This window comes from Amycolatopsis sp. NPDC088138 (assembly GCF_044741685.1).
Lineage (GTDB): Bacteria > Actinomycetota > Actinomycetes > Mycobacteriales > Pseudonocardiaceae > Amycolatopsis.
Window position 1 is genome coordinate 162,139 of the sequence record NZ_JBIUTB010000002.1, and the last position, 25,190, is coordinate 187,328.

The 25,190-nt window shown below is 71.5% G+C and carries 23 protein-coding genes; 16 read left to right on the top strand and 7 right to left on the bottom strand.

The genetic code is table 11. The annotated features are described in order from the left end of the window. Nucleotides 1-156 precede the first annotated feature (156 nt). Complete coding sequence (locus ACIOD2_RS08260; RefSeq protein WP_400535790.1) at nt 157-1,335, bottom strand: acyltransferase family protein; 1,179 nt, start codon at nt 1,333-1,335, stop codon at nt 157-159. Between the two features lie 84 nt (nt 1,336-1,419). Then, nucleotides 1,420-2,310, bottom strand: coding sequence for a LysR family transcriptional regulator (locus ACIOD2_RS08265; protein ID WP_400535793.1), 891 nt, complete (start codon nt 2,308-2,310; stop codon nt 1,420-1,422). 92 nt (nt 2,311-2,402) lie between these two features. Here ACIOD2_RS08265 and ACIOD2_RS08270 point away from each other — a divergent pair, with 92 nt between their 5' ends. The 3 genes from ACIOD2_RS08270 (at nt 2,403) to ligD (ending at nt 5,563) form a co-directional block, all read left to right on the top strand. Next, on the top strand, nt 2,403-3,695 hold the full coding sequence (locus ACIOD2_RS08270) for an FAD-binding oxidoreductase (protein WP_400535796.1): 1,293 nt from the start codon (nt 2,403-2,405) through the stop codon (nt 3,693-3,695). A gap of 61 nt (nt 3,696-3,756) precedes the next feature. Next, nucleotides 3,757-4,554, top strand: a complete 798-nt coding sequence (locus ACIOD2_RS08275) for an oxygenase MpaB family protein (protein ID WP_400535799.1) — start codon at nt 3,757-3,759, stop codon at nt 4,552-4,554. Between the two features lie 52 nt (nt 4,555-4,606). Next, nucleotides 4,607-5,563, top strand: a complete 957-nt coding sequence (gene ligD / locus ACIOD2_RS08280; protein ID WP_400535802.1) for a non-homologous end-joining DNA ligase — start codon at nt 4,607-4,609, stop codon at nt 5,561-5,563. Nucleotides 5,564-5,636: 73 nt separating this feature from the next. Here the strand turns inward: ligD and ACIOD2_RS08285 are convergent, their stop codons facing one another. Further along, complete coding sequence (locus tag ACIOD2_RS08285) at nt 5,637-6,413, bottom strand: CDP-alcohol phosphatidyltransferase family protein (RefSeq protein WP_400535805.1); 777 nt, start codon at nt 6,411-6,413, stop codon at nt 5,637-5,639. A gap of 69 nt (nt 6,414-6,482) precedes the next feature. Between ACIOD2_RS08285 and ACIOD2_RS08290 the strand changes: the two genes are divergently transcribed. The 6 genes from ACIOD2_RS08290 to ribA are packed head-to-tail and all read left to right on the top strand — an operon-like array spanning nt 6,483 to nt 11,414. Further along, entirely contained in the window at nt 6,483-7,439 is a 957-nt protein-coding gene (locus ACIOD2_RS08290; RefSeq protein WP_400535808.1) for a zinc-binding alcohol dehydrogenase, read from the top strand. Nucleotides 7,440-7,470: 31 nt separating this feature from the next. Further along, entirely contained in the window at nt 7,471-7,869 is a 399-nt protein-coding gene (locus ACIOD2_RS08295) for a 6-carboxytetrahydropterin synthase (protein WP_323323953.1), read from the top strand. Nucleotides 7,870-7,874: 5 nt separating this feature from the next. After that, on the top strand, nt 7,875-8,933 hold the full coding sequence (locus ACIOD2_RS08300; RefSeq protein ID WP_400537949.1) for a glycosyltransferase family 4 protein: 1,059 nt from the start codon (nt 7,875-7,877) through the stop codon (nt 8,931-8,933). Beyond that, nucleotides 8,930-9,760, top strand: coding sequence for an SAM-dependent methyltransferase (locus ACIOD2_RS08305; RefSeq protein WP_400535811.1), 831 nt, complete (start codon nt 8,930-8,932; stop codon nt 9,758-9,760). Before ACIOD2_RS08300 ends, ACIOD2_RS08305 begins: the two co-directional genes overlap by 4 nt. Beyond that, the gene (locus ACIOD2_RS08310) at nt 9,757-10,779 is read left to right on the top strand and encodes a YbhN family protein (RefSeq protein WP_400535814.1); all 1,023 of its coding nucleotides are present in this window, start codon (nt 9,757-9,759) and stop codon (nt 10,777-10,779) included. The genes ACIOD2_RS08305 and ACIOD2_RS08310 overlap by 4 nt, the downstream gene beginning before the upstream one ends. After that, the gene (ribA, locus tag ACIOD2_RS08315) at nt 10,776-11,414 is read left to right on the top strand and encodes a GTP cyclohydrolase II (RefSeq protein WP_400535817.1); all 639 of its coding nucleotides are present in this window, start codon (nt 10,776-10,778) and stop codon (nt 11,412-11,414) included. The genes ACIOD2_RS08310 and ribA overlap by 4 nt, the downstream gene beginning before the upstream one ends. Here the strand turns inward: ribA and ACIOD2_RS08320 are convergent. Next, nucleotides 11,403-12,101 (bottom strand): creatininase family protein, encoded by a 699-nt coding sequence (locus tag ACIOD2_RS08320; RefSeq protein WP_400535820.1) that lies wholly within the window; start codon nt 12,099-12,101, stop codon nt 11,403-11,405. The genes ribA and ACIOD2_RS08320 overlap by 12 nt on opposite strands. A 28-nt stretch (nt 12,102-12,129) precedes the next feature. On the opposite strand from ACIOD2_RS08320, the gene ACIOD2_RS08325 reads away from it, so the two are divergent. The 5 genes from ACIOD2_RS08325 (at nt 12,130) to ACIOD2_RS08345 (ending at nt 17,289) form a co-directional block, all read left to right on the top strand. Further along, the gene (locus ACIOD2_RS08325) at nt 12,130-12,930 is read left to right on the top strand and encodes an inositol monophosphatase family protein (protein ID WP_400535823.1); all 801 of its coding nucleotides are present in this window, start codon (nt 12,130-12,132) and stop codon (nt 12,928-12,930) included. A gap of 137 nt (nt 12,931-13,067) precedes the next feature. Beyond that, nucleotides 13,068-14,540: a serine/threonine-protein kinase gene (locus ACIOD2_RS08330; RefSeq protein WP_400535826.1), complete on the top strand. Its 1,473-nt coding sequence runs from the start codon at nt 13,068-13,070 to the stop codon at nt 14,538-14,540. A gap of 39 nt (nt 14,541-14,579) precedes the next feature. Further along, nucleotides 14,580-15,719 (top strand): glycosyltransferase, encoded by a 1,140-nt coding sequence (locus ACIOD2_RS08335; protein WP_400537951.1) that lies wholly within the window; start codon nt 14,580-14,582, stop codon nt 15,717-15,719. A gap of 39 nt (nt 15,720-15,758) precedes the next feature. Then, complete coding sequence (locus tag ACIOD2_RS08340; protein WP_400535828.1) at nt 15,759-16,307, top strand: SLATT domain-containing protein; 549 nt, start codon at nt 15,759-15,761, stop codon at nt 16,305-16,307. 37 nt (nt 16,308-16,344) lie between these two features. Further along, the gene (locus ACIOD2_RS08345; RefSeq protein WP_400535831.1) at nt 16,345-17,289 is read left to right on the top strand and encodes an RNA polymerase subunit sigma-70; all 945 of its coding nucleotides are present in this window, start codon (nt 16,345-16,347) and stop codon (nt 17,287-17,289) included. Here the strand turns inward: ACIOD2_RS08345 and ACIOD2_RS08350 are convergent. Both ACIOD2_RS08350 and ACIOD2_RS08355 read right to left on the bottom strand, forming a co-directional pair. Beyond that, on the bottom strand, nt 17,276-20,521 hold the full coding sequence (locus ACIOD2_RS08350; RefSeq protein WP_400535834.1) for a GH92 family glycosyl hydrolase: 3,246 nt from the start codon (nt 20,519-20,521) through the stop codon (nt 17,276-17,278). The genes ACIOD2_RS08345 and ACIOD2_RS08350 overlap by 14 nt on opposite strands. Nucleotides 20,522-20,624: 103 nt before the next feature. Further along, complete coding sequence (locus tag ACIOD2_RS08355; protein ID WP_400535837.1) at nt 20,625-21,956, bottom strand: PLP-dependent aminotransferase family protein; 1,332 nt, start codon at nt 21,954-21,956, stop codon at nt 20,625-20,627. A gap of 46 nt (nt 21,957-22,002) precedes the next feature. Here ACIOD2_RS08355 and ACIOD2_RS08360 point away from each other — a divergent pair, with 46 nt between their 5' ends. Beyond that, complete coding sequence (locus ACIOD2_RS08360; protein ID WP_400535840.1) at nt 22,003-22,998, top strand: aldo/keto reductase; 996 nt, start codon at nt 22,003-22,005, stop codon at nt 22,996-22,998. On the opposite strand, the gene ACIOD2_RS08365 is transcribed toward ACIOD2_RS08360, so the two are convergent. Then, the gene (locus ACIOD2_RS08365) at nt 22,926-23,834 is read right to left on the bottom strand and encodes a LysR family transcriptional regulator (protein WP_400535843.1); all 909 of its coding nucleotides are present in this window, start codon (nt 23,832-23,834) and stop codon (nt 22,926-22,928) included. The two genes, ACIOD2_RS08360 and ACIOD2_RS08365, sit on opposite strands and share 73 nt — an antisense overlap. A gap of 70 nt (nt 23,835-23,904) precedes the next feature. Between ACIOD2_RS08365 and ACIOD2_RS08370 the strand changes: the two genes are divergently transcribed. Then, complete coding sequence (locus tag ACIOD2_RS08370; RefSeq protein WP_400535846.1) at nt 23,905-25,125, top strand: MFS transporter; 1,221 nt, start codon at nt 23,905-23,907, stop codon at nt 25,123-25,125. The last annotated feature ends 65 nt before the right edge of the window (nt 25,126-25,190 follow it).

The window sequence follows — 25,190 nt, forward strand, 5'->3', positions numbered from 1 at the left end:
GTTGCGCCCAAAACTAAATCACCCCCCCCGTTATCCCCGGGGTGGTGGCCCGGGCGCGCTCCCCCCCGCCCCGCGTGTCGTGTGTGTTGGGGGGGTTACCACCCCCCCAAAACACCCACGACCAGCCGCGGCAGACCCCTCGGGCGACCCGGCGCGCTAGGAAACCGACGTCGTCGCGGACGCCGGGGCGGGCTCGACGCGGGGGTCGGCGGGTGGCTGCTCGACAGCCTCCCGCTCCTCGCGCCGGGCTTCCTTCCGGGCGATCACCCGCTTGCCGGCGTTGATCAGGGGCTTCTCCACCCAGCGGTGGATCAGGTCCGCGATCGCCAGTGCGACCAGGAACACCGTCACCGCCGTGACCGTCCGGTTCACCGAGAGCCCCGGCACGGCCTGGACGACGACGAAGTGCACCGGGCCCTGCAGCAGGTAGAGCGAGTACGACCGCTCGCCGACGAAGCGCATCGGGGCCGTGCCCAGCAGCCAGCGCAGCGGGCCCGGGCTGACCAGCACGATCAGCAGCAGCATCGTCAGCGCCGTGTACCCGACCAGCAGGAGCATGTTCTGGTCCGACGCGTGCCACAGGGTGTCGAAGTTCGTGTGCAGCACCGCGAACGCGGCGACGATCGGGATCGCGGCCAGCGGGTGGGTCAGCGGCTTCAGCACCGCGTACCCGCGGCCGTAGTGCAGCAGGATCGCCAGCAGGCAGCCGCCGGCCAGGATGAAGTAGTGGATGGTCGAGGTGTAGAGCGCGACGGGCGATGACCCGACCGTCCAGCCGCTGGTCACCGGCACCAGCGCCAGCAGCACGACCATCGCGGTGCCGACCAGCAGGAACTTGCGCTTGGCCGCGCCGATCCCGATCGCGACCAGCAGGAACGGCCAGACCAGGTAGAACTTCTCCTCGATGCCCAGCGTCCACGAGCCGCTGAAGAAGTTGTCGGCGCCGTTGCCGCCCGAGCCGGGGAAGAACTCGTTGAGGAACGTCAGGTAGTACTTCAGCGCGTGCGGGAAGTCCCGGGTGAAGAACTCCCCGCGCAGGAGCACGTACGCGACGATCCCGCCGAGGATCACCAGGTACGGCGGCAGGATCCGGAAGACGCGCCGGATGTAGAAGTTCGACAGCGAGATCCGGTCGGTGCGGTCCTGCTCGCGCAGCAGCAGCGTGGTGATCAGGAAGCCGGACAGCACGAAGAAGATGTAGACGCCGACCCAGCCCGACAGCCAGCCCCAGTTCGGGCCGCCGAAGTGGAAGAAGATGACCATCGTCGCGGCCAGCGCGCGCAGGCCGTCGAGCCCGGGGAAGCGCCGGCTGCCGAGGTAGTCCTCATGACTCATCGTGCGCAACTCGGTCCCCCGTCGGTGTGATCGTCGGGGGCGAGTATATGGCGTCGCGAAGCGTGATCGAGTCGTGCCGTCACCTCAGGAAGGCCGGGGCAGGTGCCTCCTGGCGAACGCGATCAAGGCCCTGGCCGCGGGTCCGGCGGGGCCCGGATCACGCCACGCCAGGGCCAGCACGCCGCGCAACCGCGGGCGGACGATGTCGAGCACCCGGACGTCGCCCTCGTGGTAGCGGGCGAGTGACTCCGGGACGACCGCTACGCCGAGTCCGCGCAGGGCCAGCTGCACCAGCACGTTCGGGTCGGCGGCCTCGAACGCGATCCGCGGTGTCAGGCCTTCGGCGGCGAACGCGCCGTCCAGCGCGGTGCGCAGGCCCGTGCCCTTCGGCAGCGCCATCAGCGGCGGCCCGGCCAGGTCGGCCAGCGCTACCTCCGTCCGGTCGGCCAGCGGGCCCGACGGCGCCGTGACCGCGAGGAACGGCTCGTCGATCAGCACCTGCGTCGTGATGCCCGGCGGCGGGTCCGTGGCGAGGCCGACCACCGCCAGGTCGAGCCGGCCCTCCCGCAGCGCCGTCAGCATCGTGTCGGAGTTGGCCTCGGCCAGCGTGATCTCCACCGCCGGGTACCGCTCGTGGAACCGGGCGAGCAGGTCCGGCAGGCCGACCGGGCCCGCCGAGGTCACGGCGCCGAGCGCGACCTGGCCGCGGACGAGCCCGGCCAGCTCGTCGACGGCCTCGCGCACCCCGCGCACCGCCGCGAGCGCGGCCCGCGCGTGCGGCAGCGCGGCCGCGCCGACGTCGGTGAGCCGGACCGTGCGGCCGGACCGGTCCAGCAGCTCCTGGCCGAGCTCCCGTTCGAGCCGCCGGATCTGCGCGCTGACCCCGGGCTGGGCGACGTGCATCCGCTCGGCCGCGCGCGTGAAGTTGCCTTCCTCCGCGACCGTGACGAAGTACGCGAGCTGGTGCAGTTCCATAAGCACTGATTCTAGCTACCAGACAAACCAGATCTTGGACTTCTGATCGTCGCAGGCCGAAGGTGGAAGGAGCACCGAAGGAGGAGTTCGCGATGGACGTCACCCCGCTCACCGGCCAGGTCTTCCAGCCCGGCCAGGACGGTTACGCCGAGGAGGTCGCCGGGTTCCAGCTCGCCGTCGCCAGCCGGCCCGCCGTGGTCGTCGGCGCCGAGACCGACGGCGACGTCGTCACCGCCGTCCGGTTCGCCGCCGCCCACGACCTGCCGGTTTCCGTGCAGGCCACCGGGCACGGCCTGACCGCGGGCACCGAAGGCCTGCTGATCAGCACCCGCCGGCTGACCGGCGTCGAGATCGACGCCGAGGCCGGCACCGCCCGCGTCGAGGCCGGGGTCCGCTGGGGCGCGGTCCTCGAAGCCGCCGCGAAGCACGGGCTCGCCCCGCTCAGCGGCTCGTCCCCGGACGTCGGCGTCGTCGGCTACACGCTCAGCGGCGGCTTCGGCCTGATGGCCCGGAAGTACGGCCGCGCCGCCGACCACGTGCGGGCGATCGACGTCGTGACCCCCGACGGCGAGCTGCGGCACGCCGAGGCGGGTGCCGACCTGTTCTGGGCCCTGCGCGGTGGCCGGGCGGACTTCGGGATCGTCACGGCGCTGGAGTTCGACCTCGTCCCGGTGGCCGAGCTGTACGGCGGCGGCCTCTACTTCGGCACCGCCGACATCCCCGCTGTGCTGCGGGCCTGGCGCACGTGGTCGGCGGCCGCGCCGGACACGCTGACGACGTCGCTCGCGCTGATCCCGTACCCGGACCTGCCGATGGTGCCGGAACCGTTGCGTGGCAAGCACATCGCGCACGTGCGCGTCGCCTACCTCGGCGACGGCGGTGACGAGCTGGTGGCGCCGCTGCGGGCCGCCGCACCCGCGCTGATGGACACGCTGAAGCCGATGCCGTTCAGCGAGTCCGGCTCGATCGCCGCCGAGCCGCCGCACCCGCACGGCTACCACGGCACCAACGCGACGGTCACCCAGCTCAACGACGCCATGCTCGACGCGGTCGTCGAGCACGCCGGCCCCGGGGCGGACGTCGGCACGGTGCTGATCGTCGACCGGCTGGGCGGCGCGCTCGCCCGGACGCCGGAGGTGCCGGGCGTGGGATGGGACAGTACGGCCGAGTTCGTCGTGCGAGCGCTTTCGGTGGTCGGCGACGACGGGATCGACCCGGTCCGCCACGCCCACGCGAAGCTGTTCGACGCGCTGGCGCCGTGGACGAGTGGCCGTCTCCTGCCGTTCGTGTACGGCGAGCATGACCCGGCGGAGGTCGCCCGGAGCGTCTATCCGGCCGACGACCTGCGGAAGCTTCGGGAGCTGAAGCCGGGGTTCGGCTCTTGACATGACGTCAACAGCGGCGTTTCCTGGGACGCGGAACCCGCTCACGCGAGGAGGCGTCCCGATGGCCGCGACCGCCCTCCGCGACGCCGTCCTCGGCGCCGGGCTGCTGGCCGGCAGCGCGAACGTGATCATGCAGCTCGCCCGCGCGCCGGTCGGCTACGGCGTGCTGGAGAGCCGCGTCGACAGCGGAAACCTCTTCCGCCACCCGGCGAAGCGGACGCGGACCACCCTCACCTACCTCGCCGTCGCGACCATGGGCACCGACGCCGAGCGCGCCGCCTACCGTCGCGGCGTCAACCGGGCCCACACCCAGGTCCATTCGACGCCGGACAGTCCCGTCGCCTACGACGCGTTCGACACCGATCTCCAGCTCTGGGTCGCCGCCTGCCTCTACAAGGGGTTCGAGGACGTCTACCTCGCGTTCGTGGGCGGCGATCCGGAACGCTTCTACCGCGAGGCCGCGACGCTCGGCACGACCCTGCAGGTCGACCCCGGGATGTGGCCGGGGGACCGCGGCGCCTTCGAGGAGTACTGGACCGACGGCGTCGCGGAGGTCGCCATCGACGACACCGTCCGCCGCTACCTGACCGACATCGTCGAGCTGCGGTTCCTGCCGCCCGCCGCGGCCGCGCTCGGCCGCCCGTTCCACCGGTTCGTCACCACCGGCTTCCTGCCGCCGCACTTCCGCGCGGAGATGCGGCTGACCTGGACCCGGGCCGACCAGCGCCGGTTCGACGCCCTGCTGCGCGCGCTCGGCGTGGTCGTCCGCCGCAGCCCCGGCCCGCTGCGGCGGTTCCCGTTCAACCTCTGCCTCTGGGACCTGCGCCGCCGCCTGCGTACCGGGCGCCCGCCGGTCTGACGAAGCCCCGCAGCGAGTTGACCGCTTCGCGCGCGGAGGCGAAGGTGGGCCGATGAGCAGCGATGAGCTCCGTCACGGCGTCAAGTTGAGCAGTCTCGACCAGGAGGTCTTCCCGGGTGCGGGGGCCACCAAGCGGGAGCTGCTCGACTACCTCGAAGCGGTCGCCGACCGGATGCTGCCGGAGCTGCGCGACCGGCCGCTGTCGGTGGTGCGGGTGCTGCGCGGCCAGGAGCCGTTCATGCAGAAGAACCTGCCGAAGTACACGCCGGACTGGGTGGCGCGGGCGTCGCTGTGGGCCGACCGCTCGCGCCGCGAAGTCAGCTACGGGCTGGCCAACGACGTCCGCACGCTGGTCTGGTTCGGCAACCAGCGGGCGATCGAGTACCACGTGACGCTGTTCCGCGGCGAGCCGGCGACCGGGCCGACGCACCTGGTCCTGGACCTCGACCCGCCGGAGGACGGCCCGTTCACGCTGGCGATCGACGCCGCGAAGCTGGTGCGGGAGGCGCTCAAGGCCGACGGTCTCGACGGCGCCGTCAAGACCAGTGGTTCGAAGGGCCTGCACGTCTTCGTCCCGCTCGCGCCGGGCCAGTCGACCGAGGACATCGCGGCGGCCACCCGGGCGGTCGCGGCCCGGGCCGAGCGCATCGACCCGGCCCGCGGCACGACGGAGTTCGTCAAGGAACGCCGTGACGGCAAGGTCTTCCTGGACTCGACCCGCTCCGGCGGCGGCACGGTCGTCTGCGTCTACAGCCCGCGCGTCCGCCCGGGCGCGCCGGTGTCGTTCCCGGTCCGCTGGGCCGACCTGGACGGCGTCAAGCCGTCGGACTTCACGGTCCACACGGCGCCCGGCCTGCTTGCTCAGGGTGACCCGTGGACCGAGGAGATGCCGGAGCCGTTCGTGCTGCCCGCGGACCTGGTCGAGGAGGGCCACACGATCCCGATCGCCCGGGTCGCCGCGATGCACGAAGGCAAGCGCCGCGCCAAGGCGGCCCGCGAATCAAGCTGAGGTTCCGCCCAAGTCCGTGAAGGCCACATTGAGGGACTCAGAGTCCCTCAATGTGGCCTTCACGGACTTGGCGTTAGGCGGCCTGGTTGTGGCCTGGCCAGGCGGGGCTGTGGCTGGGGGTGGTGCGCAGGCGGCGGGCGCGGGTGATCGTCACGATCGCGCTCGGGCGGGCGGCGGGGACTCGCGTCCGGGCCAGCCAGACGACGTCGCGGCCGAACGACCAGACCAGGGACGCCAGCGCCAGAACCACCGCGGCGAACGTCCAAAGAAGCGGCAGGATCTCGGAGACCGCCACCACCAGCACCACACCCTGGACCGCGGCCACCGTCTTGCGCGCCATGCTCGGGTACAGCGGCGCGGTCAGCCAGGGCATCGCCCACGAAGCCGCGACGAACGCGTACCGCATCAGGCCGATCGCGAGGACCCACAGCCCGGCCGTCTCGGCCACCTGGACGCACATCAGCAGGATCAGGAACGCGTCGACCTCCATGTCGAAGCGCGCGCCAAACTCGGACGTCGTGCCGGTGCGGCGGGCGACCTGGCCGTCGACGCCGTCCAGGAGCAGGGCGACGGCGATGAGCCCGACCAGCCAGGCGTGCGGGTGACCGCCGTCCGCGATCAGCTCGGCGGCGCAGCCGACCAGCGTCGCGCGGGCGAACGTGATCCAGTCCGCCGGGCCGAAGCTCCCGCGCCCGGTGCGCCGCAGGCCCCAGCCCGTCAGCAGCACCAGCGCGAGGCCGAACACGAGCCCGGTCGCCCAGGCGATCGGGCTGACGCCGCCGGCGACGGCCCCGCCGGTGAGCACGCACGCCGGCACCGCCGCACGCACGAGAAGTCCCTGCTTGATCATCGTCTGCTCCGCGAAATGCTCATAGGGTGGCGGCGACACCAGCCTCCGGTCGCCTGCTAGGAGAAACACGTGGAACGTGCTTTCTGGGTTCAAAGTCCCGGCGAAGGCGAGATCCGCGCCGTGCCGATCCGGGACCCCGGACCGGGCGAAGTTCTCGTCCGCACACTGTTTTCCGGCGTCTCCCGCGGCACCGAAACCCTCGTGTTCCGCGGCGGTGTCCCGGCCAGCCAGCACGACGTCATGCGCGCGCCGTTCCAGGAGGGCGACTTCCCCGGCCCCGTCAAGTACGGCTACCTCAACGTCGGCGTCGTCCAAAACGGAGAGCTCCAGGGCAAGACCGTCTTCTGCCTCTACCCGCACCAGACCGCGTACGTCGTCCCGGCGAGCGCAGTGACCCTCGTGCCCGACGACGTCCCGCCCGGCCGCGCGATCCTCGCCGGCACGGTCGAGACCGCGGTCAACGCCGTGTGGGACGCGCGGCCGCGGCTCGGCGACCGGATCGCGGTGATCGGCGCCGGGATGGTCGGCTGCAGCGTCGCCAAGCTTCTCTCCGGCTTCCCCGCGACGCGCGTGCAGCTCATCGACGTCGACCCGGAACAGCAGGAGGTCGCCGACGCGCTCGGCGTCGAGTTCACGACGCCGGAGGACGCGCTGGGTGACTGCGACCTCGTCGTGCACGCGAGCGCGACGGAAGCCGGGCTCACGAAGGCGCTGGAGCTGCTCGCGCCGGAGGGTGAGGTCGTCGAGCTGTCCTGGTACGGCGACCGGCGGGTGAGCGTGCCGCTCGGCGAGAACTTCCATTCGCGGCGGCTGACGATCCGCAGCAGCCAGGTCGGGACGGTCGCCCGCCCGGACCGCGACTACGCGCAGCGCCTCGCCGTCGCTCTCGATCTTCTCGCCGACCCGGCGTTCGAAGCGCTGGTCAACGGCGAATGCGCGTTTGACGAGCTGCCGTCCGTGTTACCCCGGTTGGCCGCGAATGAACTTTCCGCCCGCTGCCTCCGTGTCATGTATCAGCCGCAGTAACCACGTCCACCCGAACGCATCGGAGGTCTTGGTGTTCAGCATCACCGTCCGTGACCACGTGATGGTCGCCCACAGCTTTCGCGGGGAGGTCTTCGGACCCGCGCAACGCCTGCACGGCGCGACCTTCGTGGTGGATGCCACCTTCCGCCGCACCGACCTCGACGAGGACAACATCGTCGTCGACATCGGCAAGGCCACGGAAGAGCTCGGGGCGGTGCTGAGCGACCTGAACTACCGCAACCTCGACGACGAGCCGGTGTTCAAGGGCATCAACACCTCGACCGAGTTCCTCGCGAAGGTCATCGCCGACCGCCTCGCCGACGCGATCCAAGCCGGACGTCTCGGCGAAGGCGCGCGTGGCCTCGAAGGCATCACCGTCTCGCTGAAGGAATCGCACGTCGCCTGGGCGAGTTACGAGCGTGCACTGTGAGCGCCATTTACGTGATCCTGCCGGGTGACGTCGACGACCCGGCCGTCCCGAGCGGCGGCAACACCTACGACCGCCGGATGTGCGACGGCCTCTCCGCGGCCGGGCTGGACGTGCACGAGATCGCCGTCCACGGCAGCTGGCCGCGGCCGGACACCGAGGCCCGCGCGGTACTCGGCCACCTGCTCTCGGCGCTGCCCATCGGGTCCGCCGTGCTGCTCGACGGCCTGGTCGCGTGCGGGGTGCCCGAGGTGATCGTCCCGCAGGCGCGGCGGCTGTCGCTGTCGGTTCTGGTGCACCTGCCGCTGGCCGACGAGACCGGCCTGCCGCCCGCGCTCGCCGCCGAGCTGGACGCGCTGGAGCGCGAGACGCTGCACGCCGCGAGCTCGGTCATCGCGACCAGCGAGTGGGCCGCGCGTCGGCTGATCCGCCACCACGGCCTGGCCCCGCACCGCGTCCACGCCGTGACGCCCGGGGTCGACCCGGCGCCGCTGTCGATCGGCACCGACGGCATGTCGCGGCTGGTCTGCGTGGCCAACGTGACCCCGCGCAAGGGCCAGGGTGTGCTCGCCCAAGCCCTCGAAACCGTCGCCGACCTGCGCTGGACCTGCGAATGCGTGGGCGGGATCCGCCGTGAGACGAAGTACGTCGAGCGCCTGCGCGAACACCGCCTCGGCGCCCGCTTCACCCTCACCGGCCCGCGGTCCGGCCAGGCGCTCGCCACGACCTACCACACCGCCGACCTGCTGGTGCTGCCTTCGCGCGCCGAGACGTTCGGCATGGTCGTCACCGAGGCCCTCTCCCGTGGCGTGCCCGTGCTGACCACCGACGTCGACGCGCTGCCCGACACCGTCGGCGTCGCGCCGGACGGCTCGGTGCCCGGGATGCTCGTGCCGGGCGACGACGTCGAAGCGCTCGGATCCGCGCTGCGCCGCTGGCTGACCGAAGCCGACCTGCGCAAGCGTTTGCGCACCTCGGCGCAGCTGCGGCGCGAGACGCTGACCAGCTGGGACGACACCGCGCGCCGGATCGCCGAAGTCCTCCAGCGGCAGGAGGCGGCGGCATGAGTGCCTACTCGCCCGAGTGGCTGAGCCTGCGGGAGCCCGCCGACGCGGCGGCCCGCGCGCCCCAGCTGCTCGAACCGCTGCGGGACTACCTGACCGACGACGACGAGGTCGTCATCCGCGACCTCGGCTGCGGCACCGGCTCCCTCGGCCGCTGGCTGGCCGCGCGGCTGCCCGGCACCCAGCACTGGATCCTGCACGACCACGACACCGACCTGCTGGCCCACGCCGTCGCCAGCCTGCCGCGGACCGCGCTCGACGGCAGCCCCGTCGAGGTCGTCACCGAGCAGCGCGACGTCACGGCGTTGCGGGCCGCCGACCTCGACGGGACGTCGCTGGTCACCGCGTCCGCACTGCTCGACCTGTTGACCAAGGACGAGGTCACGGCGCTGGCCGGGGCGATCGTCGAGGCCGGCTGCGCCGCGCTGCTGATGCTTTCCGTGGTCGGCCGCGTGGAGCTGGCGCCCGCCGACCCGCTCGACGACGAGATCACCGCCGCCTTCAACGCCCACCAGCGCCGGATCACCGGTGGCCGCCGCCTGCTGGGCCCGGCCGCGCTGGAGGTCGCCGCGACCGCGTTCGGCCGGCTCGGCGCCACCGTGCTCCGCGCGGACAGCGCCTGGCGGCTCGGCCCGGACCAGGCGGAGCTGCAGGGCAAGTGGCTCGAGGGCTGGGTCGGTGCCGCCGTCGAGCAGGTCCCGGACCTGCTCCCTGCGGCCGACGTCTACCTGCAGCGACGGCTGGAGATGGCCGCCGCCGGGGAGCTGTACGCGGTGATCGACCACGGCGACCTGCTGGTCCTGCCGCCGAGCCTGGAGGTGGCGGCGTGAAGCGCGCGCTCGCCTGGCTGCGCATCCTCGGCGCCGTCGGCATCCTCGCCGTCCTCGTCTGGCAGCTCGGCAGTGACGCCTTCCTCGACGGCCTCGGCCGGATCGACACGGTCGGCGTCGTCGCCGCGCTCGGCATCGGCTTCGCGACGACGCTGTTCAGCGCGGGCCGCTGGCAGATCGTCGCCACCCGGCTCGGCCTGCGGCTTTCGCTGCGCACCGCGGTCGGCGACTACTACCGCGCGCTGTTCCTCAACGGCGTGCTGCCCGCGGGCGTCCTCGGCGACGTCCACCGCGCGGTCCAGCACGGCCGCGAGTCCGGCGACGTGCCGCGCGGCGTGCGCGCCGTCGTCCTGGAGCGCACGGCCGGGCAGGTCGTGCTGATCGGCTCCGCCGTCACCGTCGTGCTGGCGTGGCCGGGGGTCGTGCCGGGCGCGTTCCGCCAGGTCGTGACGCTCTGCGGGGTCGTCGTGGTGCTGCTCGCGGTCGCCGCGGTCGTGGTCGGCCGGGTGGCAGGCGGCCGCTGGATCCACAGCCCGTCGAAGGTGCGCCGCGGTTTCGCCGCCACCCTCGCCGACGTCCGGCTCGGCCTGCTGACCCGCGAGACGTGGCCCGCCGTGGGCTTCCTGTCGGTCGCGACGCTGGCCGGGCACCTGGCGCTGTTCGTCGTCGCGGCGCGGGTCGCCGGGGTGGACGCGCCGGTCGGGCAGCTGCTGCCCCTGATGATCCTCGCGCTGCTCGCGATGGGTCTCCCGCTCAACGTCGGTGGCTTCGGCCCGCGTGAAGGCGTCTGCGCCCTGCTCTTCGGCGCGGCCGGCCTCGGCGCCGCCCAAGGTGTCACCGTCGCCGTCGTCTACGGCGTGCTCTCGCTGGTCGCGAGCCTGCCCGGCGCCGGTGTCCTGCTCGTCCGGAGCGTCGCCGGGTTCCGCCTGGCCCGCGCTCCGCACGCCGGAACCGTCGTGCCCGCCCCGCGCAAGGCAGCCGACGCTCCTGTCGAATCGGAGATGGGATTGAAGTCATGACCGCAAGCGAAGCCGTCGAAAACCTGTCGCACCGGGCCGTGGTCGAGCGGGTGGTCGACACCCGGCTCCCGACGCGGCACGGGACCTTCCGCGCGGTCGGCTACCTCGACCGGACCGGCACCGAGCAGGTCGCGCTGGTCCACGGCGAGATCACCGAGCTCGGGACGCTCACCCGCGTCCACAGCGAGTGCCTGACCGGGGACGTCTTCGCCTCGACGCACTGCGAATGCGGCGACCAGCTGGCGGCGGCCCTGGACCGGATCGTCGAAGAGGGCGCCGGCGTGCTGATCTACGTCCAGGGCCACGAGGGCCGCGGGATCGGCCTGCTCGCCAAGCTCAAGGCGATGCGCCTGCAGGACGAAGGCCTCGACACGGTCGACGCGAACGTGGCCCTCGGCCTGCCGATCGACGCTCGCGACTACCACTCGGCGGCCGGCATCCTGGCCGATCTGGGGGTCCGCTCGGTGCGGCTGCTGTCGAACAACCCGGAGAAGGCCAACCAGCTCACCCGCTACGGAATCCGGATCAGCGAGCTGGTTCCGTTGCTGGTTCCGCCGAATCCGGAGAGCCTCCGCTACCTCCGGACGAAGGCCGAGCGGATGGACCACCTGCTCCCGCACCTGTCAGGCGCTTAACACCTCGAGCACCGCGGAGAAGCGCTGGACCAGCGTGTCCAGCACGACGTGCCCCTTCGCCGCGCTCGCCAGCGACGGACGGCCGACGACGCCCGACTCCGTGTACGCCCGCAGGCCCAGCGTCAGCAGGTGTTCGCGGTCGGTGACGTGGTCGGCCGTCTCGTAACCGGGCCGGACCAGGTGCGGGTGCGCGTGCAGCAGGATCGACGTCTCCAGCTCGCCCGCGTGCATGTCGTCGTCCAGCGACGTCCGCAGGCCGGCCGCGGTGTGCGCGGCCTGCCAGTCGGCGACGCCGGGGAACAGCGCCATCGACCCGTTCGACTCCTGGACCACATTGGACAGTACGTAGTTGCCGCCGTGCCCGTTGACCAGCACGAGCCGGTCCACGCCGGACGCTTTGAGCGAGTCCGCGACGTCGGTGACGAGGGCGTGCAGCGTGCGCGCGGAGATGCTGACCGTGCCGGGCCACGCGGCGTGCTCGTGCGAGCAGGAGATCGGGAGCGGTGGCAGGTGCAGCACGGGGTGGGCGTCGGCGACGGCTTGCGCGAGCGTCGCCGCGATGACCGTGTCGGTCACCAGCGGCAGGTGCGCGCCGTGCTGCTCGAAGCTGCCCACCGGCAGCACCGCGACCTTCGCGCCCCGCTGCAGCTCGTCGGCCGTGGTCGCGAGCGGGAACAGGTCGGTCATGGCGCGTCCCTTCTCTATGTTGGGTGGCATGAGCGAGCATGCCGCACTACTGGACGTCGCGCGCGAGGCCGTGGCGAAGGCGACCGGGATCATCCGGTCGCGCCCGAACTTTTCCGTTTCCGCGAAAGGCGATCGCGACCTGGTGACCGACGTAGACACCGCGGTCGAGGACGCGCTGCGCGAGTTCCTCGCCGCCGAGACACCCGAGATCGGCATCCTCGGTGAGGAGCGCGGGCGCAGCGGCGACACCGGTGACCTGTGGTGGGCGCTCGACCCGATCGACGGCACCGCGAACTTCGCGCGCGGAATTCCACTCTGCGGGATTTCCCTGGCGCTCGTGGACGGTGCGCAGAGCACGGTCGCGGCGATCACCCTGCCTTATCTGGGCGTCACCTACACGGCCGCGCAGGGCGAAGGGGCTTTCGCGAACGGAGAGCGGGTCGCCGCTTCCGCCGCGTCCGAGATGCCGGACGCCATGATCGCCGTGGGTGACTTCGCGATCGGCGAACTCGCGGACGAGAAGAACCGCGCCCGGCTGTTGCTCCTTTCGGACCTGGGCGCGCGGGCGCAGAAGATCCGGATGTACGGCAGCGCGGCGATCGACCTGGCGTGGGTGGCGGACGGAAAGCTCGACGCAGCACTGATTCTGTCCAACAACCCGTGGGACACGATGGCCGGCGTGCTGCTCGTGCGCGAGGCCGGCGGCGCCGTCGTCGACCGCGACGGGAGCGAGCATTCGGTCGATTCCGCCGCGACGATCGCGGTCGGTGCCGGGCTGCGCAAGGAGATCGTGGACGCGCTTGATCGTGCGTATGGGGTTGTTCGTTAAGATTTCGGGGTACACGGTGGGCAGCGCCACGTGCGTGATTGCACTGTCCGCGCAAGGTTTTCGGTTACGTTGGTACCGGTCGGCGGATGAGCCTGGCATGCTGGCCGGATCTCGTGGGCCGCTTCGGAGAATGGTGGATGCTCGTGGAAAGTCGCCGGATCCGCGATCGGTACCGGCTGATCGAGCCGATCGGCGGCGGTGCGATGGGCACGGTGTGGCGCGCGCAGGACGAGATGCTCGGACGCACGGTGGCGATCAAGGAACTCCTGCTGCCGCACGACCACGACGAGGACCGCACCGAAGAAGCGAAGAACCGCGCGATGCGCGAGGCGCGGATCGCCGCCCGGCTGCAGCATTCCCACGCGATCACGGTGTTCGCCGTCCTCGAGGAAGAGGACCGGCCGTGGCTGGTGATGGAGTACCTCGCGTCGAAGAGCTTCGCCGTCCTGATCCAGGACGAGCCGGTCCCGGTCGACGACGCCATCCGCATCGGCGCGCAGATCAGCTCCGCGCTGGCCGGCGCGCACCGCGTCGGGATCGTGCACCGCGACGTGAAGCCGGCCAACATCCTGGTCTCCGACGACGGCACGGCGAAGATCACCGACTTCGGCATCTCCCGCGCGATCGGTGACGTCAAGCTCACCGCGACCGGCGAGATCGCCGGAACGCCCGCGTACCTCGCGCCCGAGATCGCCCGCGGCGAGGACGCGAGCTTCGCCGCGGACGTCTTCTCACTCGGCGCCACGCTGTACGCCGCCGTTGAGGGCTCGACGCCGTACGGCACCTCGGACAACCCGATCGCCTTGCTCTACAAGGCGTCCAGCGGGGAGATCGAGCCCCCGGTCAAGGCCGAGCGGCTGACCCCGCTGCTGCTCCGGATGCTCGCCACCGAGCCGGACGAGCGGCCGTCGATGGACGAGGTCGAGCGGGAGCTGCGGGCGCTGCTGACCGACGAGGAGCCGGGGGAGGCCGTGCTCGCGGCGACGATCCCGGAGGCCCCGGCCGCCGTGCCCGACATGCCGGCCTCGGCCGCCATCCCGCCCCCGGCGGGCGAGGTCGCTGCCGTGTCACCCGGCGCGCGCAAGGGCATGATCGCCGTCGGCGCGGGCGCGGCGCTGCTGTGCGTCGCGGTCGTCGTGGCGATCCTGCTGGTCGTGCGCCAGAGACCGCCGCAGGACAACGCCGCCCCGGCGGCGCCGTCCGTGCCCTCCACCTCGGCTTCGGCCGCCCCCTCCAGCTCGCCGTCCCCGACACCCGCGCCCACGTCGGCGCCGTCGACCTCGGTGCCGCCCACGTCACCGACGGTGTCGACGGTGGCGTCCGCGAAGACCGCGGCCGACGCCCTGTCCGCCTACTACCAGTTGCTCCCGGGTAACACCGCGGAGGCGTGGAAGCTGCTCACGGACAAGTTCAAGGCGTCCCGCCACCAGACCTACGCGACCTACACGAGCTGGTGGCGGCAGTTCAAGACGGTGCAGGCCACCAGCGTCACCCAGGCCGGGCCGGACCGGGTCACCGCGCACGTCGTCTACGACGGCAAGCAGCCGGAGACGGACACCTTCACCATGGTCCAGGTGAACGGTGTTTGGATGATCGACGGCCAGAGCTGAACCGAACCGCCGCCGCCCGCGTGTGACAGATGAGCCGTCATCGTCGTCGACCGCGCTGGAGGTAGCCGTGTCCGATTCCACCGCTGTACCCCGGCGCTCACGATGAGGCCCGCGGACCCGATGGTCTTCATCCTGCCGGCCGCGCCGCCGGGCAGTGACACCTACGACAAGCGCATGTGCCAGAACCTGCCCGCCGTCGGGCAGCCGGTGCTGGAGCTGCCGATCGACGGTGACTGGCCGGAGCCGGACGCGACGGCCCGCAGACGGCTCGCGCGGTCCTTGACCGCGCTGCCCGACCGGACGGTGGTGCTGCTCGACGGCATGATCGCGTCCGGTGTGCCCGAGATCGTCGTCCCGCACGCCCGGCGGCTGCGGCTGGCCGTGCTGGTGCACCAGGCCCTCGCCGACGAGCCCGGTCTCGACCCCGCGCACCGCGCCGAACTGGACGCGTGCGAGCGCGAGACGCTGCGGATGGCCGGCATGGTCGTCGCGACCAGCCCCTGGCTGGCCCGGCAGCTGATCGACCGCCACGACTTGGACCCGGGCCGCGTGTACGTCGCCAAGCCCGGCACGGACGCGGCCCCGCTGGCCGCGGGCGCGGACGGCGTGTCCCGCCTGCTGTGCGTCGGCGACGTCACCCGCCGCAACGGCCAGGACGTGCTGGTCGAAGCCCTGGGCGAGGTCGACCACCTCGCGCTGTCGTGCGTCTGCGTCGGCTCGTTGTCCGTTTCTCCCGGCTACGTGGACGAGCTGGGCTGGTCGATCGAGCGCCTGGGCCTGGGCGGCCGAATCACCTTGGCCGGCGACGCAGTGGATTTGGGAGCGGCCTACAACGCGGCGGACCTGCTGGTCATCCCGTCCCGCGGCGGCGCGTCGGGCATGTTCGTCGCACAGGCCCTGGCCCGCGGCATTCCGGTCCTGGCGACCGAGGTAGGCGGGGTCTACGACGCACTGGGCGTCGACGCCGATGGTGAGATGCCGGGACTGCTGGTCCCGCCGAACGACCCGTTCGCCCTGGCGGACGCGCTGCACCGCTGGTACGCGGACCCGGAGCTGCGCCGCTCGTTGCGCACGGCGGCGTTGGGTCGCGGAAGTGCGTTGGAGGAGTGGGACGTAGCGGCGCGGCGGCTGACGCACGTGTTGTCGCGGCTGGCGTCGGAGCCGCGCATCGTGGCTTGACCCTTGCCGCGGGGGCGATGGGTCCGAGAACCTGGCCGGATGTGGCCCAGACGCCGGACCTCGTCGCCGACCGAACTCACTTCCGAGCGAGGCTATTTGGAGCTGGTCGGGCGGCAGCCCGACCTCCCGCTCCGGGACGCTTTCCTCGGCTTCCGCGATCTCGTCTCCGCGGACATCGAGTGGATCGACTCCCGGAAGAAGCGGTTCAAGCGGCCCGCTTCGCGGGTGCGGGTCGCCACGCTGGCGCTCACGGGGTTGTCCACGATCGTGCTCGGCATCCCGGAGATCCCGGCGCGGGCGTCGATCGCCCTGCCACTGGTCGCCTCGGTCACGCTGCTGGCCGGGCTCGAAACCTTCTTCACCTGGCGCTCGCGCTGGCTGCTCATGGAGGAAACGCAGTACCGGATGAACCGGCTGCGTGACGACATGGACTACTACCTGGTCACCACGCCTGCCGCGGATCTCCGGCGGGACCGGCTCGATGGCTTCTACGCCGAACAGCAGGACCTGTGGGCCGACGTGAGCCGCCGGTGGGTCGAGTTCCGGAAACACGACCGAGCACCCCAGCCGGAAATCCGGCCCACCTGAGGCGATTCCTTTCACCGCCCCCGCCGGTCAGAGCATCATGACCGTCGTGACTCCGGACTTCGAGGCCTTCCGGCGTGAGCTGCTGGCGCACTGCTACCGCATGCTCGGCACTCCCGACGAGGCCGAGGACGTCGTCCAGGAGACCTACCTCCGCGCCTGGCGTGCCTACGACCGCTTCGAGGGCCGCGCGTCGCTCCGCAGCTGGCTCTACCGGATCGCCACCAACGCCTGCCTGACTGCTCTCGAACAGCGCGGACGTCGCCCGCTGCCGTCCGGGCTCGGCGCCCCCACCACCGACCCGGACGCCCCGCCGATCGCGGCCGAGGCGGGTGACCTCTGGCCGAGGCCGATCCCGGACGCCCTGATCACCCCCGAAGACGAAGACCCGGCGGCGATCGTCGCGGCCCGCGACGGCGTTCGCCTCGCGCTCATCGCCGGGCTGCAACTGCTCCCGCCGCGGCAACGCGCCGTGCTGATCCTGCGTGAGGTGCTGGCGTTCCCGGCGGCCGAGGTCGCGGAGCTGCTCGGCACCAGCGTCGCCGCCGTGAAGAGCACCCTCCAGCGCGCCCGCGCGACCCTCAACACCACGCCGGACGTCCAAGAACTCACCGAGCCGGAACAGCGCGAACTCCTCGACCGCTACATGACGGCGTTCATGAACTCCGACCTGAACGCCCTGGAGCAGGTCCTGCGCGACGACGCCGTGATCGAACCGGTCCCGTCCCGCACGTGGTTCGCGGGCAAACGCACCTGCGTCGCCTTCCTGCGGCACGTCATGGGCGAGCCGGGCGAGTGGCACATGACGCCGACCCGAGCGAACGGCCAGCCCGCGGCGATCACCTGCTACCGCGGTGAGCCGTACGGCATCGCCGTCCTGACCGTCGCGCCCCGGGGCATCGCGCGGATCACCGTTTTCGGCTTCCCTGACCTGGTGGAACGGTTCGCCGGCGCACCGGCGAACCGAACCGTCACGCCAGGGTGAGCGCGTAGATCTCGACCCGCGGGTCGTTCGGCAGGCTCACCGACTGCAGTGTCTTGCCCGCGTCCAGCGCGGCCGAGACGCCGAACAGCCGCACCGGCGGTCCGTCGACGCCGCTGCCCGCCTTGATGCGGTGCGGCATCTCGAGCACCACCGGGCTGCCCGAGCCGGCCCAGTCGCCGAACGTCGCGGCCAGGTCGGCGCTCGTGCCGTCGGTGTAGTGCGCCGTCAGCGTCGTCGTCACCGGGCCGTTGTGCGACGACCCGGACAGCCGCAGCGCACCGTGCGCACCCGCCGGGAGCAGCAGCGACTGCCCCCGGGCCTCGACGAAGTTCGCCGCGGTGCCCGACGCGTCCGGCGCCGCGTACGTGACGCCGTCCCAGGTCACCGGGCCCGCCGGCGGCAGGAGCGAAGCGTCGTAGCTCCAGCCGCCGCCGTCGAAGTTGCCTTCGGTGGACGCCGCGACCGTCGCCGTGCCGTCGTGGTTGTAGTCACGGCCGAGGTCGACCGCGCACTGCGTCCCCGAGGTCACGCACGCCGACGGCGTCCGCACCTCGATCGTCACCGAGCGGGTCACCGTGTTCGCGCCCAGCCCGGCCACTTTGATCTGCACCGGGTACGTCCCGGCCGCGGCACCCGCGGGCACCGTCACCGTGATCGGCACCGCCTTCTGCACCGGCAGCCGTCCGGACCAGATCAGGTCGACCGGCTGGACCTTGGCCTTCCACCCCGACGGCGCGGTCGCCGTCACGGTCACCGGCTGCAGCAGCGGGTTCTGCGCGAGGACGTCCAGGTCGAGGTGCACCTGCTGCGCCGCGCCGGCGGGGATCACCACGGACGTCTGCCGCAGCGACGCGTCGACGTGCCGCCGCAGGTCACCGACGGCGTTGTTCACCGAAGGCGGCTGGGCGCCGGCGGAAGTCCCCCACGAAGACGGCTTCGACCCGAGTTTGTGCGAAAGCGTCCCGCCGTGGGCCAAAGCAGACCAGTCCAGCGACGTCTGCCGGACGTCACGGCCGTTGAGCGAAACGCTCTGCACGTACCGGTTGGTGTCGCTCGCCCCCGGCGCGTTCACCGTCAGCGTGCCGCCCTGCGAGCGCCCGTACTGTCCGATCCGGACGGTCGCCGACTCGAACTGCGGGCTCGACACGGCGAGGAAGTTCGCGCCGCTCATCGTCGGGTACAGCCCGAGCGACGAGAAGACGTACCACGCGGACATCGTGCCGAGGTCGTCGTTGCCGGTCATGCCGTCCGGGCCGGTGGTGAACAGCGTCATCGCCGCGCGGACGACCGTCGCCGTCTTCGCCGGCGCGCCGACCCAGTTGTACATGTACGGCGCGAGCAGGTCGGGCTCGTTGTTCGGGTTGTACGTCGCCTTGCCGTAGTAGTCGTACGGGCTGGAGATCCAGTCGTTGCGCGCGGTGCCCGCCGGGTCGGTGAGCAGCTTGTCGTAGGCGAAGAACGAGTCGAGCCGCTTCTGCGTCGCGGGCTTGCCACCCATCAGCGAGACGAGCCCGGCCGGGTCCTGCGGCACGAGCCACTGGTACTGGTAGGCGCCGCCCTCGTGGAACTGGTGATCGGCGTCGACCGGGTTGTACGGCGTGAGGAACGTGCCCTCGGTGGTGCGCGGCCGGAACTGCTGCGTTGTCGAGTCCCACAAATTGCGATACCACTGGCCGCGGTCGGCGAACATCCGCGCGTCGGCCTGGTGGTTCAGCCCGCGAGCCATCAACGCCAGCGCCGCGTCGGCCGCCGAGTACTCCATGGTCGCGGACGCCGGGTGCTCGCAGTCGTTGTCGCCGCCCTTGGCCGCGCAGTCCGTACCGAGCGTCAGGCCGCTCGGGATGTAACCGCGGTCGTTGTAGTAGTTGACGCCGGAGCGCCCGTTGTACGGCGAATCGGCGGGTGGCGTGCTCGTCGCGTTCTTCTTGAGCAGCGCGTACGCCTCTTCTTCGTGCCCGGCGAGAAGGCCCTTCGACCACGCTTCGACGAGGAACGGCGTCACCGGGTCACCGGTCATGATGTTGGTTTCGCTCTCGGCCAGCGCCCACCGCGGCAGCCACCCGCCGTCGCGCCCGATGGCGACGACCGACAACGCGACGTCCCGCGCGACCTGTGGTTCGAGCATTTCGAGCAGCTGGTTCTGCGGCCGGTAGGTGTCCCAGAGCGAGAAGTTCTGGTAAGGCGTGTAACCACTCGCCGTGTGGACCTTGCCGTCGAAACCGGTGTACGCGCCGTCCGTGTCGCCGGCGAGGTTCGGGTGCAGCTGCGAGTGGTAGAGCGCGGTGTAGAACGCCGTCTGCCGCTCGGTGGTGCCGCCGCCGATCTTGATCGCGCCGAGCCGGTCGGCCCACTGCTGGTGCAGTGCGGTCTTCGTGGCGTCGAAGTCGAAGTCCTTGGTCTCCGCCGCCAGGTTCTTCCGCGCGCCGTCGAGGCCGGTGTAGGACAGGCCGACCTTGAGGACGACGTCGTGGTCGGTGGTGGCGTCGAAGCTCGCCCAGGCGCCGTTGCCGCCGGTGCCCGCGGCGTCGCGGCTGCCCGGCGTGCGCGTCGAGTCGCGCCAGGTGCCGTACGAGCTGAACGGCCGGTCGAAGGTGGCGGTGAAGTAGACGGTGTGCTCGTCGTGCCCGGCGCAGAACCCGCCGGCGCGCACGCGGCCTTCGAGCGTCCGGTCGCCGACGACGTGGATCTCGGAGTCCTTGACGGACTGGTTGGCCTGCCCGGTGTTGAACAGGACGTTCGCCTGCCCGGTCGACGGGAAGGTGTAGCGCTGCCAGCCGGTGCGCGCGGTCGCCGTCAGCTCGGCGTTCACGCCGTACTTCTTGAGGCCGACGCGGTAGTAGCCGGGTTCGGCGTGCTCGTCGTCGTGGCTGTACTCGGACTTGTAGGCGTCCTTGTCAACGTTGTCGACGGCGCCGGTGGTCGGCATGATCGGCAGCTCGCCCATGACACCGCAGCCGACGCCGGACAGGTGCGTCTGGCTGAAGCCGTAGATCGCGTTCTGCAGGTAGTCGTAACCACCCTGGCCGCCGGTATCGGGGCTGACCTGCACCATCCCGAACGGCGCGCTCGCCCCGGGGAAGGTGTTGCCGAAGTTCTGCGTGCCGACGAAGGGATTGACCAGGCTCACCGGATCCACCGGCGCCGGCGCGGCCTGCGCCACAGCGGGCGCCAGCCCGGTGACCACCACCCCCACCGCCACCGCGGCGGCCAACCGTCTGCTCTGCGACCACATGGGCGCACCTCTCCAGAGATGACAACGTTGTCAGAAGCGGACCTTTGGTCACGTCCTCGGTCCGGTGAGCACCTTTCCACCTCGATGGGCGTTTGAGAAGCCCTCAACCGGCCGCTTCGCGCAGTAACCGGGCAGCGTCACTGACAGCGTTGTCGGCCAGGTTGCCGTACCCGAGCACCAGCGCCGGGTCGCCGGGAGTCACGCGGTAACCGTCGAGATCCGCCACCTTGACGCCCTTGGCGCGCGCGCTTTCCGTCACGTCGGCCGCGTTCCGGTCGAGGTGCAGGACGAGGTGCAGCCCGGCCGCGGCGCCGGAAAGCCGCGCGGGCCCGAGCGCCTCGACGAGCCGGTCGCGCCGCGCCCGGTACCGCAGCCGCGCGGCCCGCAGGTGCCGGTCGTAGCCGCCGTTGTCGACGAACTCGGCGAGTGCCAGCTGGTCGACCACGGGCGGCGCGTGGCCGGGGAGAGTCCCCGGAAGAGTCCACTGTGGAGGGAGGGCGACCCAGCCGAGCCCGAGCGCCGGGCTGAGCGTCTTGGAGACGGAGCCGAACAGCGCGACCCGCGTCGGATCCATGCCCTGGACGGTGCCGACCGGCCGCCGGTCGTACCGGAATTCGGCGTCGTAGTCGTCCTCGAGGATCAGCCCGTCGACGTCCCGCGCCCAGTCGAGGAGTTCGGCACGCCGCCGCGGGGAGAGGACGCTGCCGGTGGGGAACTGGTGGGCCGGCGTGACGAGCACGGCCCGCGTCCCGCGCGGGATCCGTCCGGCATCGATGCCTTCCTCGTCGACCGGCACCGGATCGATCGCCATCCCGGTCGCCGCGGCGGCGCGCCGCAACCGCGTCCAGCCGGGGTCTTCGACGGCCAGCCGTGTGACGCCCCGTTCGCGCAGGGCGTGGCAGACGCGCGTCACGCCGTCGGTGACGCCGCCGCAGATCACGACGTCGTCCGTTTCGGCGCCCCGGACCCGCCGCAGGTACCCGGCGAGGGTCGTGCGCAGCCGCGGGTGACCGGCCTGGCCGGGGAGCCCGAGGTCGGCGTGCGGCACGGTGGTGAGCACGCCGCGCACGGCGTCCGCCCACCGCTGCCGCGGGAAGTGCCGCAGGTCGGGCAGCCCGGGCGCGAGGTCATACCGCGGCGGGAGTTCTTTCCGCGCTGGGGCTTTCGGCGGCGGTTCACTCGCGACGCGGCGCACGCGGGTGGCCGACCCGGTACGCCCGTCGAGGTAGCCCTCGGCGACGAGCTGGGCGTAGGCCTGCGTGACGACCCACCGCGAGCACCCGAGATCGGCGGCGAGCTGACGGCTCGGCGGCACGGCGACGCCGTCTTCGAGCCCGCGGATCGCCCGGCGCAGGGCGCGCGCGAGCTGTTCGTGCTTCGGCCCCGGCCCGCTCAGGTCGAGCAGGACGTCCCAATTGGTCTGTGATCCGGCCACACCATTGGACTGTAGTACCGGACCGATTCTCTTCTAGGTTCGTGGCATGAAGAAGGTGGAACTGGGCCGCACGGGCCGGCAGGTGAGCCAGGTGTCGCTGGGCTGCATGACGATGGGCACGTCGACCGACGAACAGACCTCGGCGCGCATCCTGGACGCCTACCTCGACGCGGGCGGCGACTTCCTGGACACGGCGGACTGCTACGCCTGGTGGGCGGGCCCGTCGTCCGTGGGCGGCGAGAGTGAATCGATGCTGGGGAAGCTGCTGCGCGGCCGCCGCGACCGTGTCTTCCTGGCGACAAAGGTGTCGGCACAGCCCACGGACCTCCCAGCGGCGCGCGCGGCGGCCCGCTCCGATGGCACGACGGACTGGGAAGCGAGGGAACGCACCTACGAAGGGGCGAGCGCCGCGGTGATCCGGCGTTCGGTGGAGGAAAGCCTGCGGCGCTTGGGAACGGACCACATCGACCTGTACTACATCCACGTCGACCTCCGTCGCGAACCGCTGGAGGAAACACTGTCCGCATTGGACACTCTGGTACGCGACGGCAAGATCCGTTACACGGGCTGGAGCAACGTCCGCACTTGGCGCCTGGAGCAGATCCACGCGCTGGCGCTGGCGCACGGGTGGTCACCACCGGTGGCGGTCCAGGTGCAGCACTCGTACCTGCGCCCGACCGGCGCCGACGTCCCCTCCATCGCGGGCGGCGAGTTACTGGACTGGCTGGCGGCGCACCCGGACGTCTCCCTCGCGGCGTATTCCTCGCTGCTGCGCGGAATCTACGACGACACGGCTTACCGGGAGTCCACTCCGGTCTGGCGTGCGTACGCAGGCCCGGACTCAGAATCCCGTCTGGCCGCGGTTGCCAAGGTCGCCTCCACGCTGGGCGCCACAGGCAACCAGGTGGCGTTGGCGTGGTTGCTCCACAAGGGAGTGATCCCGCTGATCGGCCCGCGCACCTGGGAGCACTACGCGTCGATCGCGCCGGCCTTCACCTTGGAGCTGTCGGAGGAGCACATGTCCTTGCTGGACAACGCGTAGGCGAGCAGCGCGGCGACGCTCGGCTTGTGCTCGTCGCGCCGCCGCCAGGTCATGGTGACGGTCGTCGTCTCGCCCGCCAGCGGCACGGCGACCGCTCCCGGGTGGTCGACGACGGCGGGCACGATGCCGCACCCCATTCCGGCGGCGACACACCGGGCGAGCGCGGCGAGGCTGCCGACCTCGGTGTCGACGACCGGCCCGTCGATCCGGTCCAGCATCTCCCGGAAGCCACAGCCCTGCGGTGTGGCCAGAAATCCGACCCCGCGGAGATCGCCAGGCCGGATCTCTTCCTTGCTCGCCAACGGATGTGCTGGCGGCACGATGACAACAAGGGGTTCTTCGCCGAGTGACGCACTGGCGAAGGCGGGATCGTCCGGCGCGTCCCCGAAGGTGAAGCAGACGTCCATTTCGGACGTTCGCACCGCTCGGTAGAGCTCGCCGCGTCCGCCTTCCTTGAGGGAGAGCCGCACGCGCGGCCATCGGTCCCGGTAGGCGCTGAGCAGGCCGGGCATCCGGTGCGCACACAGGGTTTCGAGCGCCCCGACGGTCAGGTCGCCGGCTGGCTCCCCGCGTTCGCCGTCCACGGCGGCCTTGGCTTCCTCCACAAGCGAAAGCACTTGGCCGGCGTACCCGATCAGCCGCTCACCGGCGGCGGTGAGCCGGAGCCGCCGCCCGCGTTCGAAGAGCTTCGACCCGAGTTCGGCTTCGAGGGCCTGGATCTGTTCGGTGACACTCGACTGCGCGTAGTGCAGCTCGGCCGCGGCGTGGGTGAAGTTGAGCGTCCGCGCGACCACGCGGAAGGTGCGCAGGTGGCGCAGTTCCATGGTTTCCCCCATCGGAGTTCCCGATACCGGCCATCGTAACTCCCTGCTTCCGCCGATGTCACGGAGTGTCCAGGCTGGACGGGTGCCAAGACTCCTCACCGGCCTTTCGCTGGGTTACTTCCTCGTCATGCTGGACACGACGATCGTGACGGTCGCGCTCCCCGCGCTGTCCGCCGATCTGGCGGACCAGCAATGGATTTCGAACGGCTACACCCTGACGTTCGCGGCGTTCCTCCTGACGGCAGGAGCGTGGTCCGACCGCTTCGGCGCGCGAAGGGTGTTCTTCACGGGCTTGCTCTCGTTCGCCGCGCTGTCCTTGGTGTCGGCGCTGTCGGTCTCCGCGCCGATGTTGATCGCCTTGCGTGCGCTGCTGGGTATCGCCGGAGCGTTGCTCGTGCCGTCGTCGCTGTCCTTGATCGCGGTCGCCTACCCGGCACCCGCGTCCCGAGCGAAGGCGATGGGCGTATGGGCGGCGTTGAGCGGGACGGGTCTGGTGGCCGGCCCGTTGCTGGGTGGCGTGCTGACGGAGGCGTTCGGCTGGCGGGCGATCTTCCTGGTGAACGTCCCGGTGGCGCTGCTCGCCCTGGCGTTGTCGGCCGCCGCCCCGCTGACCCCGCCCAAGCCCGGCCGTGTCGACTGGACCGGCCAGGTGTCCGTGATAGTCGCTTTGTCGACACTGTCGTACGCCCTGGTCGAGCACGCCTGGTGGGTGCTCCTGCCGTCCACGCTGGCGGCAGCGGTGTTCGTCGTGTCCCAACGCCGTCCGGACGCGATGCTCCCGCGCCGGCTCGTCTCCCGGAACCTGCTGGCCGGCGCGATCGTGAACTTCGGCCTGTCGGGTGTTCTCTTCGTCCTTTCCCTGTATTTCCAGGAAACCCGCGGCTATTCACCATCGGAGACGGGTTTGGCGTTTCTCCCGTTGACGATTCCGACGGCGTTCAACCCGATCTTCACCGGCCGCCTGGTGGCCCGGATCGGCCCCCGGATCCCGGCGGTGTCGGGCTTCCTGCTGATGTCGGCCGGCACGCTGCTCCAGGCATTCGCGCCCGTGCTCTCGGTGATCGCGTTGGCACTGCTGGGTTTCGGGGTCTCGCTGGCCATCCCGTCACTGCTGACCGCCGTGATCGGCTCGGCCCCGCCGGAACTGGCGGGCATCGCGGGCGGCGCGCTGAACGCGTCCCGGCAGACGGGCGCGGTCCTGGGAGTGGCGATCCTCGGCTCGCTGCTGACCGTCACCACGACTCCCGTTGTGCTCGCCGGAGTGGGTGCGCTCCTGCTCGTTTCCTGTTTCCTGTTCCAGTAGTAAACAGTCAACTCCTTGTCGCGCATTCCGGCGTGACGAATCCTGATTGCGGGGCGCGGAAATAC

Coding starts and splice junctions, on each gene's coding strand:
- ACIOD2_RS08260 (WP_400535790.1), bottom strand. CDS start 1,335: ATGAGTCATGAGGACTACCTCGGCAGCCGGCGCTTCCCCGGGCTCGAC.
- ACIOD2_RS08265 (WP_400535793.1), bottom strand. CDS start 2,310: ATGGAACTGCACCAGCTCGCGTACTTCGTCACGGTCGCGGAGGAAGGC.
- ACIOD2_RS08270 (WP_400535796.1), top strand. CDS start 2,403: ATGGACGTCACCCCGCTCACCGGCCAGGTCTTCCAGCCCGGCCAGGAC.
- ACIOD2_RS08275 (WP_400535799.1), top strand. CDS start 3,757: ATGGCCGCGACCGCCCTCCGCGACGCCGTCCTCGGCGCCGGGCTGCTG.
- ligD (WP_400535802.1), top strand. CDS start 4,607: ATGAGCAGCGATGAGCTCCGTCACGGCGTCAAGTTGAGCAGTCTCGAC.
- ACIOD2_RS08285 (WP_400535805.1), bottom strand. CDS start 6,413: ATGATCAAGCAGGGACTTCTCGTGCGTGCGGCGGTGCCGGCGTGCGTG.
- ACIOD2_RS08305 (WP_400535811.1), top strand. CDS start 8,930: ATGAGTGCCTACTCGCCCGAGTGGCTGAGCCTGCGGGAGCCCGCCGAC.
- ribA (WP_400535817.1), top strand. CDS start 10,776: ATGACCGCAAGCGAAGCCGTCGAAAACCTGTCGCACCGGGCCGTGGTC.
- ACIOD2_RS08320 (WP_400535820.1), bottom strand. CDS start 12,101: ATGACCGACCTGTTCCCGCTCGCGACCACGGCCGACGAGCTGCAGCGG.
- ACIOD2_RS08325 (WP_400535823.1), top strand. CDS start 12,130: ATGAGCGAGCATGCCGCACTACTGGACGTCGCGCGCGAGGCCGTGGCG.
- ACIOD2_RS08330 (WP_400535826.1), top strand. CDS start 13,068: ATGCTCGTGGAAAGTCGCCGGATCCGCGATCGGTACCGGCTGATCGAG.
- ACIOD2_RS08340 (WP_400535828.1), top strand. CDS start 15,759: ATGTGGCCCAGACGCCGGACCTCGTCGCCGACCGAACTCACTTCCGAG.
- ACIOD2_RS08345 (WP_400535831.1), top strand. CDS start 16,345: ATGACCGTCGTGACTCCGGACTTCGAGGCCTTCCGGCGTGAGCTGCTG.
- ACIOD2_RS08350 (WP_400535834.1), bottom strand. CDS start 20,521: ATGTGGTCGCAGAGCAGACGGTTGGCCGCCGCGGTGGCGGTGGGGGTG.
- ACIOD2_RS08360 (WP_400535840.1), top strand. CDS start 22,003: ATGAAGAAGGTGGAACTGGGCCGCACGGGCCGGCAGGTGAGCCAGGTG.
- ACIOD2_RS08365 (WP_400535843.1), bottom strand. CDS start 23,834: ATGGGGGAAACCATGGAACTGCGCCACCTGCGCACCTTCCGCGTGGTC.